Origin of the sequence: Nitrobacter sp. TKz-YC01 (assembly GCF_047824785.1) — a bacterium.
Lineage (GTDB): Bacteria > Pseudomonadota > Alphaproteobacteria > Rhizobiales > Xanthobacteraceae > Nitrobacter.
In genome coordinates, this window is the sequence record NZ_CP181167.1 from 2,394,252 (window position 1) to 2,407,197 (window position 12,946).

Annotated in this window: 13 protein-coding genes; 5 read left to right on the top strand and 8 right to left on the bottom strand. The window is 62.4% G+C overall.

Going from position 1 to position 12,946, the window contains the following annotated elements:
* Positions 1-168 precede the first annotated feature (168 nt).
* Together ACMYR2_RS11315 and purF are read left to right on the top strand one after the other, a co-directional pair.
* Positions 169-801 carry a CvpA family protein gene (locus ACMYR2_RS11315; protein ID WP_416192925.1) on the top strand — a complete coding sequence of 211 codons (633 nt, stop codon included), beginning with the start codon at positions 169-171 and terminating at the stop codon, positions 799-801.
* A gap of 58 nt (positions 802-859) precedes the next feature.
* Entirely contained in the window at positions 860-2,374 is a 1,515-nt protein-coding gene (gene purF / locus ACMYR2_RS11320) for an amidophosphoribosyltransferase (RefSeq protein WP_347263217.1), read from the top strand.
* A gap of 28 nt (positions 2,375-2,402) precedes the next feature.
* Here the strand turns inward: purF and ACMYR2_RS11325 are convergent, their stop codons facing one another.
* Positions 2,403-2,936: a GNAT family N-acetyltransferase gene (locus ACMYR2_RS11325; protein ID WP_347263216.1), complete on the bottom strand. Its 534-nt coding sequence runs from the start codon at positions 2,934-2,936 to the stop codon at positions 2,403-2,405.
* Between the two features lie 49 nt (positions 2,937-2,985).
* Here ACMYR2_RS11325 and ACMYR2_RS11330 point away from each other — a divergent pair, with 49 nt between their 5' ends.
* Entirely contained in the window at positions 2,986-3,705 is a 720-nt protein-coding gene (locus ACMYR2_RS11330) for an SDR family NAD(P)-dependent oxidoreductase (RefSeq protein WP_416192926.1), read from the top strand.
* A gap of 51 nt (positions 3,706-3,756) precedes the next feature.
* Positions 3,757-3,924: a hypothetical protein gene (locus ACMYR2_RS11335; protein ID WP_347263214.1), complete on the top strand. Its 168-nt coding sequence runs from the start codon at positions 3,757-3,759 to the stop codon at positions 3,922-3,924.
* Positions 3,925-3,941: 17 nt separating this feature from the next.
* On the opposite strand, the gene der is transcribed toward ACMYR2_RS11335, so the two are convergent.
* From der to ACMYR2_RS11365, 6 genes are all read right to left on the bottom strand, one after another.
* The gene (der, locus tag ACMYR2_RS11340) at positions 3,942-5,318 is read right to left on the bottom strand and encodes a ribosome biogenesis GTPase Der (protein ID WP_347263213.1); all 1,377 of its coding nucleotides are present in this window, start codon (positions 5,316-5,318) and stop codon (positions 3,942-3,944) included.
* Positions 5,319-5,549: 231 nt separating this feature from the next.
* Positions 5,550-6,050, bottom strand: coding sequence for a hypothetical protein (locus ACMYR2_RS11345; protein ID WP_347263212.1), 501 nt, complete (start codon positions 6,048-6,050; stop codon positions 5,550-5,552).
* A 39-nt stretch (positions 6,051-6,089) separates the two neighbouring features.
* On the bottom strand, positions 6,090-6,743 hold the full coding sequence (locus ACMYR2_RS11350; RefSeq protein ID WP_347263211.1) for a tetratricopeptide repeat protein: 654 nt from the start codon (positions 6,741-6,743) through the stop codon (positions 6,090-6,092).
* Positions 6,744-7,233: 490 nt separating this feature from the next.
* A complete protein-coding gene (locus tag ACMYR2_RS11355) occupies positions 7,234-9,042 on the bottom strand; it encodes a di-heme-cytochrome C peroxidase (RefSeq protein WP_347263210.1) in 1,809 nt (602 codons plus the stop codon).
* Between the two features lie 275 nt (positions 9,043-9,317).
* The gene (gene panB, locus ACMYR2_RS11360) at positions 9,318-10,142 is read right to left on the bottom strand and encodes a 3-methyl-2-oxobutanoate hydroxymethyltransferase (RefSeq protein ID WP_416192927.1); all 825 of its coding nucleotides are present in this window, start codon (positions 10,140-10,142) and stop codon (positions 9,318-9,320) included.
* Between the two features lies 1 nt (position 10,143).
* Positions 10,144-10,728: an NnrU family protein gene (locus ACMYR2_RS11365; protein WP_041345004.1), complete on the bottom strand. Its 585-nt coding sequence runs from the start codon at positions 10,726-10,728 to the stop codon at positions 10,144-10,146.
* 184 nt (positions 10,729-10,912) lie between these two features.
* Here ACMYR2_RS11365 and ACMYR2_RS11370 point away from each other — a divergent pair, with 184 nt between their 5' ends.
* Positions 10,913-11,209 (top strand): hypothetical protein, encoded by a 297-nt coding sequence (locus ACMYR2_RS11370; RefSeq protein ID WP_347263208.1) that lies wholly within the window; start codon positions 10,913-10,915, stop codon positions 11,207-11,209.
* Positions 11,210-11,315: 106 nt separating this feature from the next.
* Here ACMYR2_RS11370 and ACMYR2_RS11375 read toward each other — a convergent pair whose 3' ends face one another.
* Entirely contained in the window at positions 11,316-12,935 is a 1,620-nt protein-coding gene (locus tag ACMYR2_RS11375; RefSeq protein WP_347263207.1) for a peptide chain release factor 3, read from the bottom strand.
* Positions 12,936-12,946: the final 11 nt, after the last annotated feature.

Sequence of the window (12,946 nt, forward strand, 5' to 3'; positions counted from 1 at the left end):
ATTTTCCGGCGAAGTGGATACCGGTTCGCCGCAAGAAAATGCGTTAAAACAATAATCTAGAGCTTTGCTTCTGATTCAATCAGAAGCAAAAATGCTCTAGCCTGCCCAGGCAGGTAATCAAACGACGATTCGCGGTTTTCGAAGTTTACGAGCGGACCTGACCAGCCGATGCCGGTAACAATCCTCGACCTCGTTCTGCTCGGCGTGATGCTGATTTCGGGCCTTCTGGCGATGATTCGCGGCTTCATGCGCGAAATCCTGTCGATCGCCTCATGGGGCATCGCCGCGCTGGCCACCCTTTACTCCTTCCAGAAGTTCCTGCCGTTCGCGAAGAATTATTTCAACAACGACACGATCGCGGCGGCGGCCGTGATCGGCGGCGTTTTCATCGGCACCCTGATCGTCATTTCGATCCTCACGACACGCATTTCGGACATGGTTCTCGATTCGAGGATCGGCGCGCTCGACCGCACCCTTGGTTTCCTGTTCGGGCTCGCGCGGGGACTGCTCATCGTCGTCGTCGCTTTCCTGTTCTTCACCTGGCTGGTTCCGGACAAGCAGCGGCCGGACTGGGTCACGGCGGCGAAATCGCTGACGGTGCTCAATTCCACCGGCACCTGGCTACAGTCGCTCTTGCCGGACGATCCAGAGAACACCATCTTAAACAAACTCAAGAAGAATAAGCCCGAAGCGGAGCAACCGGATTCGGAACCTGCCGAATCTCCGGGGTCCGACGGCTATTCCAAACCTGCCCGGGACAGCCTGCAAAAGCTGATCGACGGCAAACCGGCGGAACATTAGTTGGAGCGTTGACTTGACGTTCACGACTTACTCAGGTGCCGTCGAAAAGCGAGGCGCAATGGACTGTCAGCATAGTCTTTCCAGCGACGCTTCCCCCGACGATCCCGAGACTGATTTCGATCTTGACGGCGACACGCTGCGCGAGGAGTGCGGCGTGTTCGGCATTTTCGGCCATTCGGAAGCCGCGGCAATCACGGCGCTCGGGCTTCATGCTCTGCAGCACCGCGGCCAGGAAGCGGCCGGAATCGTGACCTTCGACGGCCAGCGCTTCCACTCCGAACGCCGGCTCGGACTTGTCGGCGATGCCTTCTCCCGCCGCGAGGTGATCGAACGTCTTCCGGGCAGCGCCGCTGTCGGCCACACCCGCTACTCCACCACCGGCGGCACCATCCTGCGCAACGTGCAGCCGCTGTTCGCCGAACTCCACGCCGGCGGCTTCGCCGTCGCCCACAACGGCAACCTCACCAACGGACTGACGCTGCGCCGCGAACTGGTAGGCCGTGGTGCCTTGATGCAATCGACCTCCGACACCGAGGCCATCCTGCATCTGGTCGCGCAATCGAGGCGCGGCCGCTTTATCGAGCGCTATATCGAAGCGCTCCGGGCCATCGAGGGCGCCTATGCGCTGGTGTCGCTGACCAACAAGAAGCTGGTCGGAGCGCGCGATCCGCGAGGCATCCGTCCGCTCGTGCTCGGCGAACTCGACGGTTGCCCGATCCTTGCCTCGGAAACCTGCGCGCTCGACATCATCGGCGCCAAGTATGTACGTGACATAGAGCCCGGCGAAGTCATCGTGTTTCACCGCAAGGATGACGTCATCCAAACCGAGATCCACAAGCCCTTTCCCCCGATGCCGCCGAGGCCCTGCATCTTCGAATACATCTATTTCTCACGGCCGGATTCGATCGTCGCGGGCCGTTCGGTCTATGAAGTCCGCAAGGCGTTCGGCGCGCAACTTGCCCGCGAAAGTCATGTCGATGTCGATGTCGTGGTGCCGGTGCCCGATTCCGGCGTGCCCGCCGCCCTCGGCTACAGCCGTTTCTCCGGGGTGCCTTACGAACTCGGAATCATCAGAAATCACTATGTCGGCCGCACATTCATCCAGCCGGCGCAAAGCGTTCGCGAACTCGGCGTCCGGATGAAGCATTCCGCCAACCGCGCCGCGATCGCCGGCAAACGCATCATCCTGATCGACGACTCGCTGGTGCGCGGCACGACTTCAAGAAAGATCGTCCGCATGATGCGCGACGCCGGGGCTACGGAGGTGCATTTCCGCCTCGCCTCGCCGCCGATCATCCACCCCGATTACTACGGCATCGACCTGCCCGACCGGAACGGACTGTTGGCCGCGACCCACAGCCTCGAAGAGATGCGTGAGATGATCGGCGCGGATTCGCTGGCCTTCCTCTCCATCGACGGCATGTATCGCGCCATGGGCGAACCCGGACGCGATCCGGCGGATCCGAAATACGCCGACCATTGTTTCACGGGCGCCTATCCGACCAGCCTTACCGATCATACCGACGTCGAACCGCAGCCGCATCAGTTGTCGCTGCTCGCGGAAGCCAGCTGACCGGAAACGCGCCACAGGCGACCTGCGGTCAAAGCCGCCGGACCATGAACGCGGCCGCTTCGCCGTAACCGCGCATCTTCCGCGTCAATGTGATGTCACCGCTTTCATCGAGCAGCGGGATTGCGTGGAAGCCGTGACGCCGCCAGAAACCCTCGGAGCCGTTGACAGCCACCAGCGAAACGGTCGCGAGCTTTTCCTTGCCGGCGCGCGCGAGAAGCTGTGAAACCGCCAATGACGCCGCGCCGGTGCCACGCAATTCGGGCAACAATGCGAGGTCATGGAGGTAGTATGTCTCGGGATCGCCAGGCAACTCACCGAGCCTGGAATTCAACGCTGGAGGATCCAGCGCCCGCCACGGGTGGCTGATGACATAGCCGGCGATATCGTTGCCCGCGTGGCAGACGAGACAGCCGGCCGCGTAGAGCCGGAGCCGCTCGGCGAAAACCTCCGCATCCTCCGGAAACGCCGGATGAACTTTACCCGCGACCGCCATGACCTGCGGCAGGTCGGCCGGCGACATCGGCCGCCATTGGGCTTTGGCCTCGGCGGATAATTCAGGCATAACGCGCAAACCTCCGTTCTCGTCACCCCTAGCACGAAGCACCCCTGTCATGACAAAACCGCTCACCTCCCGCATCGCGCTCGTGACCGGAGCTTCGCGCGGAATCGGCTACGCCACCGCGCGCGCGCTTGCAAAAGCCGGCGCGCATGTGATCGCCGTGGCCCGCACGCAGGGCGGACTCGAAGAGCTTGACGACGACATCCGCAACGACGGCGGCAGCGCGACGCTGGTGCCGCTCAATCTCACCGACTTCGACGGGATCGCGCGACTCGGCGCCGCATTGAACGAGCGCCACGGCAAGCTCGATATTCTGGTCGGCAACGCCGGCATCGCCGGTCCGTCCTCGCCGCTCGGACACATCGAACTGAAGCCCTGGCAGGACGTGATGGCGATCAACGTCACCGCGAATTTTCAATTGATCCGCTGCATGGAGCCATTGCTGCGGCTATCGGATGCCGGGCGCGCGGTGTTCGTCACCGCCAGCGCCACCGGAAAGGCCAATGCCTATCGCGGACCGTATGCGGCCTCGAAGGCCGCTCTGGATACGCTGGTGCGTTGCTGGGCGAACGAGACCGCGACGACCGAAATCCGGGTCAACCTGTTCAATCCCGGGCCGGTCCGGACCCGGATGCGCGCCATCGTGTTTCCGGGCGAGGATCCCATGACGCTGGATACGCCTGAACAGATCGCCGAATTCATCATCCCGATGTGCCTGCCCTCCTGGAGCGAGACGGGAAAATTATACGATTACAGGAGTCGCGATGTGTGACGCGGGAACTTTTCCGCAGATGGATGGTTTTGATCGGTTCAGGAGTTGACGATGCAAGCCATTGTGGAACGCGTGATCCGCGCTTTTGCTTTCAAGAAACCGCCATTCAGGAGAAACGTCAGCGGTGATCGCCGAACTCCGGCGGAGTTGGCCGCCGACCTGCTGGTGAACTACAGAACCCAGCTCATGCAGCGCACGCCGCCTCCTCAGGGCCGCTGATCGATTCCGCACGCGCGTTATGACTTGCGCTTGCGCTTATGCGCGAACGGATTGGCTTTCTCGCGAAGCGTGATCCGGATTGGGGTGCCTGCCAGATCAAATGTCTCACGCAAGCTGTTGACCAGATAGCGCAGATAAGATTCCGGAACGGCATCCGCCCGCGAACAAAACACCACGAAGCTCGGCGGACGCGCCTTGGTCTGCGTTGCGTAGTTGAGTTTAAGCCGCCGTCCGGAGACCGCAGGCGGCGGGCTGGCTGCGACCGCCTGCTGAAACCAGCGATTGAGCAACGCTGTTGCGACACGGCGATTCCAGACGGCATAGGCGGTCTGGATCGCGGTCATCAGCCCATCGATTCCCGCTCCCGTCAGACCGGAAATCGCGACCACCGGAGCGCCCCTGACCTGAGGCAGCCAGTGATCGACATCGTTGCGCAGCGAGGCGATCCGCGCCGGCCCGCCCTGCATCAAGTCCCATTTATTCACGGCAATCACGAGCGCGCGGCCCTCGCGCTCGATCAAATCGGCGATGCGGAGATCCTGCTCCTCGAACCTGTTCTGCGCATCCGTCATCAGGACGACGACTTCGGCGAACCTGACGGCGCGCAACGTATCCGCCACCGACAGCTTTTCGAGCTTTGCCTCGATCCGAGACCTGCGCCGCAATCCGGCGGTGTCGAAGATGCGGAAATCGCGGCCCTTCCAGTTAAGTTCGACCGCGATCGAGTCCCGCGTCGTGCCGGCTTCCGGACTCGTCAGCAGCCGCTCTTCGCTGAGAAGATAATTGATCACGGTCGATTTGCCCGCATTGGGCCGCCCCACGATCGCAACGCGGATCGGCCGCCGCGAAATGTCCTCGCCGGACTCGGCGATATCGTCATCATCCGCCTCCGCCGCGACCTCCGGCATCACGGCGCGCAAGGCATCATAAAGATCGCCCATGCCCTCGCCGTGCTCCGCGGATACGCCGACCGGATCGCCGAGCCCCAGCGCATAGGATTCCAGCGCGCCGGCGTCGCCGTGCCTGCCCTCGCTCTTGTTGGCGACGAGCACGACCGGCTTGTCGGCGCGGCGCGCGAAATCGGCGAATGAACGATCCGTCGGCGTGAGGCCCGCGCGCGCGTCGAACACGAACATCAGCGCATCGGCGGCTGCAATCGCGGCCTCGGTCTGCTCCTGCATACGCGCCGTCAGGGAGCCGCGCGGCCCCTCGTCGAGGCCGGCGGTATCGATCACCGTGAAATCGAGATCCCCGAGCCGCGCCTGCCCCTCGCGGCGATCGCGCGTCACGCCCGGCTCGTCATCAACCAGCGCCAGCTTCTGTCCGACCAGACGGTTGAACAGGGTCGATTTGCCGACGTTTGGTCGGCCTATGATGGCAATGGTGAAGGACATCGACGCTCCGCGCCCACTTGTAGCGTTTTCGAGCGAACCGGATTCCACTTCGCTCGAAAACGCTCTAGAGCATTATCGCTTCTGATTGAATCAGAAGCGAAGCTCTAGATTGTTGTTCTGGCGCGTTTTCTTCACGCGAACCGGATTCCACTTCGCTCGAAAACGCTCTAGCCGGAAAATGCTCAAGGGCGGCGTCTCAATACCAGTGTTTCAGCAGCACCGATACCGCTGTCAGCGCGAGAAGCTGCCGCTGGGCAGCGGAGCCGGAAATGGCGAGGCCGCCGCCGGCTCGGACTGCTGCGCTGGGGGAGCCTCTTCCTTCGGCAGCGACGTGGCCCGCCGATGAACGAGACGCTTGGGCTTGCGGGGGGCCGCGGCCGTACGGGAATCGGCCGCCCCGGCGCGGCGAGACGAGCCGTCCGCCGCGCCCTGGCGTCGCGCCTGCTCTGGTTCATCAGACGGCGACGGCGACGCGGCAGCCGCGGCCTGCTCCTGAGCCTGCTGAAGCCCCACATCACTCTTGTAGAGATCCTTCGGCACGCCCTGCTCGATACCCGGAACACCATTCGGGAAAACCGGCTGGCGGTTACCGGGCATCTTCTTCTTCGTGTCGAGGAAGTTGAACATATCGGTCGGATCCCAATTGTTCAGACCACCACCACCGCAACCGGCCAGCATGCCGCACAGCGAGATCAGAACGGCGGAAATCATCAGGCGTTCCGAGCGGCGCATCGACGGTTTCTCATTCAAACTTGAGTTCGGCACGCCTGTTCAGCTCTTCGCAACCGGCGGCAGCAAGGCTTGCAAGGCTTCGGCGCGAGCGCGCAGGCTGGACGGCGTCTGGCTATCCTCGCTGATCATATCAAGCCATTTCCGCGCAGCCGTGGCGTCGGCGGCGCGCCAGGCGGATAACGCCAGAAGCTCCCGCGCGCTATGGCGGAACGTCGCCTCGGGCGCAGCCGCCGGTTCGAGCCGCTGCAGCATGTTGGTGTAGGTCTCGGTGTCCACCAGCAACGCGGCGGCGCGCACCCGCGCGAAATCGCGCTCGACGCCGCTGAACCCGCCCTCGGTGGCGATCGCGTCATACAGTTTCACCGCCGCATTGATGTCATGCCTGGCGGCTTCCGCGGCGGCGCGAAGCCGCGACAGATTGCGGTATCCGAGAGGCGCGGTCTCCGCCAGTTTGGCGAAAGCCGCCCCGGCTTCGGCATGCTTGTTCTGATCGGCAAGCGCGGCCGCCGCTTCAAAAGCCGAACTGGCCTCGGCGGCCTTCTGGGTCTGGAGATACTCGTATCCACGCCAGCCGCCGACAGCGGCGATCACGAGAACGATCGCGGCAACGATGAGCGGCGAATACCGGCCCCAGATTTTCCGGAGTCGCTCGCGACGGAGTTCATCATCAATTTCACTATATATTTCAGTCACTTATTATCGTCCCAATTCCGCAAACTTCAAGCCCCGCGTGGCGCGTACCCCACCATGTCGGCTGCGCTATCGTAGCGGTATGGCACCGGCAAGGCAAAAAGCGAACCTGATCGGCTCCGTTCCGAATTTGATAAGATCAAATCCGGTGGCCGAGCTTTTTGTTTGGCACGTCAGTTCACGCGAAACGGGATGCCGTCCTCGGATCCAGGTCGAAGACTTGATTCGTGCGAGTACGCTATAGCAACACCGTCCCGCCTCCCACAACATCATCCACGCTGATCCATGAACAACGCGTTGATGTCGCGAGAGGCGGAACGGTGTTACGAGCGTGCTCTGGGTAGAGTCCTTCACCGCTTCATGGAAACGATGAAAGACTCTGCCTTTATGTTTTGACGCGTTTTCTTCACGCGAACCGGATTCCATCCGTAGGGCTCAAGCCCGAGGACATGCTTCGCTCGAAAACGCTACAATGGCGAAGCACGCCAACCTTTCAAAGCGTCTTCAGATATTCGAGAAGCGCTTTCTTGTCAGTGTCCGGCAGACTCGTCCCGAACTCGTGTCCGCAACGGCTGTTGCCGGAGTTCAGATCGTCGCAACCGGTCGTTTCGCGAACGTAGCCGGCCTGGGTCTGGTTGGCCGCAATGCCGATGTTGTTCACGTCATAGTCGGGACCGATCGCAAAACGCTGCTGCCGCTGGCTTGCGGGCTTGAGCAGTTCGGCAAGACTCGCAACCGAACCATTGTGCAGATATGGCGCGGCCGCCCAGATGCCGTAGAGAACCCGCGATTCATACGCGCCCTTCGGAGGCGCGGGGGTTGCCGCATCCGTGTTCGAGCTTCCAGCGCCCATGTCCAGTCGAAGACGGGTTTCAGGAGTTGCGGCGGCTTCAGGAAACCTGAATGCACCCGGCAGGTCCTGCAAGACGGCCGGGAGTTGAGTGGGGTCGACGGGCTGGGGCGCGCCCGGCGCGGCCTCGGATTGAACGGAGGCGCCAAGAGCGCGTGGAGAGGCGCCTTTCGAAAAGCTCAGGACATGCTCCCCGATCGTGCCGATCACCGAGGTCGACAGAATGTTGAACGCGAGGTCGGTTTCCTTCAAAGGCTTGGTCGCGAACGGAATGAAGGCGCCTTTCAGCACGCCCGATTTAGCCGTCCATCCCAGGATATCGTACTCACGCGTGTCCGTCCCGACGTTCTGAATTGGTGTTGCCCAGGTCTTTTGAAACGGGAAGCGCTCCGTGCCGGCTTTCTGGCCATGGCATTCCTGGCAGCCGCCGTCAGCAGCCGGCCGTTCAAAGATCGTCTTGCCCTTGGCCGCGAGCGTCGCATCGACGGACCATGGCCATTTCGGCGGCCCGATCTTCTTTGCAAGATCCTCAAGCTTTTGCAGCCCGTCGAAATTCACCGAGTTGTTGTTCAGGAAGTCGATGAACAGGCCGTCGCGCGTCGGCTGGAAATTGCCGAACACGCCCATCACCTCGCCGACATTCCGGGCCAGCCCGAGGATATCGCTCCCGTTATCAGCGAAGCCCGGCCACTGCGTCTTGTCCTGTTTGGGCGCGTTCCAGAGGAAAGGATAGCGAACCGGCGCGTCGGCCCTGTGAATGTTCTCCGGGATCAGAAAGGTCGGCTCGGGGCCGATGCCCAACCCCGTCACGCGATTGAAGATCATGCCGACCGCATCGAGGCGTCCCAATCCCCAGCCAGGGTTCGGAAGGGACCGATCCACAATGGCGTGATAGCGAACGTACCATGCGTCCACGTCGCTCCGCAGCGCGGCAACTTTATCGCTATCGGGCTTGGGCGTCTGAAGGACGGACGCCGCAAATGCCTTGAATGCGGCATCATCGGACGTAGCCCGCGCCATCGCTTTGTCGAGGTCGCTCAGAAATGCCTGGAAATCGACGAGAGCCGGTCCTCCATCGATGCGATACTGCCGGTCCGCGACCTTGATCTGACGGGTGTGGCAGGCGGAGCACGTCATCCCGACGACCTTCGCGCCGGTCGGCCCCGACGCGTAGAACCCCACCGGAAGCTCCGCTGAAGCATCGAGAGCCGGCAAGTATCCGTACCGCGTCAAACCGCCGGAAAGAAAAGCAGCCCCGTCGGCTTGTTTGAGCGCCTTCAGCCACGCCAACGGAATGAGGCGCGAGCCCTGATCGCGCGTGTAGAAATCGGCGCGGCTGGACATATCCCAGGCCGGACCCTGATCGGTGAATACCGGACCGGAGTCATCGGCAAAGGACGATGTGACAAGGGGAAAATTCAAAAGGGCGAGGGCCAGAATAAGGGTTCGCATCTGTGCTCCGAGCGTACAGCCGCTTGTGGCTGTCGTGTTGCTGTTCAACGCGCCGCCTGCTGGCGGCAGGCGTACTTTGCACGGATAACGTGCTCTCGCAACAGTTGCGTCAACAGGAAAATTCTAGTCAAGCGATCGTAAAGTTGAGAGGAAATTCGAGCCGGACCCTGCCGATCCATAGCGTTTTCGAGCGAAGTGGATACCGGTTCGCGTGAAGAAAACGCGTCAAAACATAAAGCTGGAGTCTTCACCGTTTCCATGAAGCGGTGAAGACTCTAGCTTTTCGGCTTCATCGCATAAACGTGCTCAGGGCCAGGAAAGGCGCGGCTGCGCACGTCGCGCGCATAGCCTTCGATCGCGGCCTCGATCATGGGGCCGAGCTCGCCATAGCGCCGGACGAATTTCGGCGCTCGCGACGACAGACCGAGCATGTCCTCCAGCACCAGCACCTGACCGTCGCAGGCGGGACTGGCTCCGATGCCGATCGTCGGGATCGCCACTGTTTCCGTGATCCTGCGCGCCAAAGGTTCCGCGACGGCTTCGATCACCATCGAGAATGCGCCGGCTTCCGCCACGGCGCGCGCATCATCCTCGATCGGCTGCCATGTCCCTTCCTCGCGTCCCTGCGCGCGAAACGAGCCAAGGGTGTTGATCGATTGCGGCGTCAGGCCGACATGCCCCATCACAGGAATCCCGCGCGCGGAAAGAAACGCGATGGTCTCCGCCATCTTCACGCCGCCTTCGAGCTTCACCGCGCCGCAAAGCGTCTCCTTGAGAAGGCGCGCGGCGGAATGAAACGCCTGCTCCTTCGAGGCCTCGTAGGAGCCGAACGGCATGTCCACCACGACCAGCGCCTGTTGCGATCCGCGCATCACCGCGCGGCCTTGCAGGATCATCATGTCGAGCGTGACCGGCACGGTGGTCTCGAAACCGTGCATCACGTTGCCCAGGCTGTCGCCGACCAGAATGACGTCGCAGTAACGGTCGACCAGCGCCGCGGTATGGGCGTGATACGAGGTCAGCATCACGATCGGATCGCCGTTCTTGCGAGCGCGAATGTCCGGTGCCGTCCTGCGCCTGATGGCCGACTGGACCGACATGCTACGCTCCGAAGACGGGAACGCCGAGGACGAAAGGATGGAAAAGAGCGCCGATCGCGACATAGACGACGACGCCGACGACAATCGCGATCACGTCGTTGCGAACCCCGCCAACCGGAATCGGCAGGCCGCCCGGATCCGAGCGGTGCTTAAGCGAGATGCGGTCGATAACCGCCCACGCCAGGATCGATCCGAACAGGATGATCGAGCCGAGGTCGCCGTTGGCGAGCAGGTGCGCCGTCGCCCACAGCTTTATCCCCGCCAGCATCGGATGCTTCAGCTTCGCATAGATACGGCCGCGGATATAGGACGCGACCACAAGAATGATGGATGGCAGGATCAGCGCCTCGGCGATGTGCTTCATCACGCGCGGCGGATACCAGACGTCGATCACGCCGGTGGCGCGATAACTCAGAAATCCCCAAAGGGTCAGCGCGACGCCAACAGCCGATATCAGCGAGAACCCGATCTTGTACGGCCCTTCGCCATAGGACGAGATCAGCCGTGCGCGAAACTCGCGCCGTGTCACGACGAGATGCACGCCGAGGGATAGAACAAGGCCTGCAATCATCACCAATAGTCCCATCGTATCCTCCTGTGTGCACTGGCCCCCGATTAACACCCTTGGTGAGTTCCAGGCAACACGGCGCAAGAACGGGGGCAAACATGTTTCTGTCGCAACAACACCCCGCAATCACCTTGAATGACAGGGAACGCGGGCGTTCGATCGCGGTTATCGCCGCTCCACCAACCAGATGGAGCATACGCAAATGAACCTCAGACTTCTCGCCGCCGCCGCTGCCGTCACGGCCTTCGGAATTGCGGGAGCCCAGGCTCAGCAGCCCTCGCCTTACGGCCAGACGCAGCAGAACGACAGCGTCCGTGGCAGCGCGGGAGCGTCCGGATCGGCGCATACCCAGAAAGTTCATCCGAAAGGATCGGCTAAAGGCACGGTCGGCGCGGCTCCAGGGCGTGGCAACGTCGACGCTGGCGCCGCCGGATCGGTGGGTGCGCCGCCGCCGGCAGGCATCAACGGCGCCCCTCGCCCCGGCGGCCCGATGCGCTAGCATTCTTCCTCTTCTAACGAAATCGGAAGCAGGGCTCGATCTTTGAGTTGACGCGTTCCCCACGCGAAACGGCCGGTCCCGCACCGGCCGTTTTCGTCGGGTGGAATCATGACGTCTTCTTCACGTCCTTGACGCTGGAAAAAACGATGCCCTCGGCGCGCTCTCGCGTATAGCCAAGATAGAATTCGTTCCTGGCCAGGAATACCGGATCTCCGTCGACATCATCCGCAACGCCGGAGCCGTTGGCGGCGATGAAGGCATCGAGCTTCTTGCGGTCGTCGGATGAAATCCAGCGCGCGAGCTGAAACTCGCAGACCTCGAAATCCACCGGCAGCGAATATTCGGCATCGAGGCGCGCCTTCAGCACGTCAAGCTGCAACATCCCGACGACGCCAACCAGCGCAGGCGCTCCATCGCGCGGGCGGAAAACCTGCACGACGCCCTCCTCCGACATCTGCTGCAAGGCTTCCTTCAGCTTCTTCGCCTTCATCGCATCGGTCAGCCGCACCCGGCGGACGATTTCCGGCGCGAACGAGGGCACTCCGACGAAAGTGACATCCTCGCCTTCGGTCAGGGTGTCGCCGATCCGCAAGGTGCCGTGATTGGGAATGCCGACCACGTCGCCGGCGAACGCCTCGTCCGCGATGGCGCGATCCTGCGCAAAGAAGAACTGCGGCGAGGACAGCGGCATCGGCTTTCCGGTGCGCACCAGCTTCGCCTTCATGCCGCGCGTCAGCTTGCCGGAGCACAGGCGCGCGAAAGCGATGCGATCGCGATGGTTGGGATCCATGTTCGCCTGGATCTTGAACACGAAGGCGGTCATGCGCGGCTCGTCGGCCTCGACCTTGCGCAGGTTCGACTCCTGCGCGCGCGGCGGAGGCGCGAATTTTCCAAGCCCCTCCAGAAGGTCGCCGACGCCGAAATTGCGCAAAGCCGATCCGAAGTACACCGGCGTCAGATGCCCCTCGCGAAACGCCTCAAGCTCGAACGGCTTGCAGGCTTCGGTGGCGAGCGCCAGTTCCTCCCTGATTTCATCGAGATTCAGACTGGCGTTGCGCGCGGCGAGATCGGCGATGTCGATCTGCTCAGTCGCGCCGGTCTTGGCGCCGCCGCCGTCGAGCAGGCGAATGCCGCCGGTCGCGATATCGTAGGTGCCGAGAAAATCGCGGCCGCGCCCGACCGGCCAGGTCATCGGAGTGGTATCGAGCGCCAGCGTTTTTTCGATCTCGTCCAGCAACTCGAAAGTATCGCGGCTCTCGCGGTCCATCTTGTTGATGAAGGTGACGATCGGGATGTCGCGCAGGCGGCAGACCTCGAACAGCTTCCGGGTGCGGGCCTCGATGCCCTTGGCCGCGTCAATCACCATGACGGCGGAATCCACCGCGGTCAGGGTGCGGTAAGTGTCCTCGGAAAAGTCCTCGTGACCCGGCGTATCCAGCAGATTGAACACCCGGCCATCGAACTCGAAGGTCATCACCGACGTGACCACCGAGATGCCGCGGTCACGCTCGATCTTCATCCAGTCCGAACGGGTATTGCGGCGCTCCCCCTTCGCCTTGACCTGTCCGGCGAGGTTGATGGCGCCGCCGAACAGCAGCAGTTTTTCCGTCAACGTTGTCTTGCCGGCGTCCGGGTGCGAGATAATCGCGAAGGTGCGCCGGCGCGCGACTTCCGCCGCCAGCGGCGAGGTCGGGGTCGATTCGGTCTTTAAGGCGAGGTCGGGCATCAGCGAGCGTG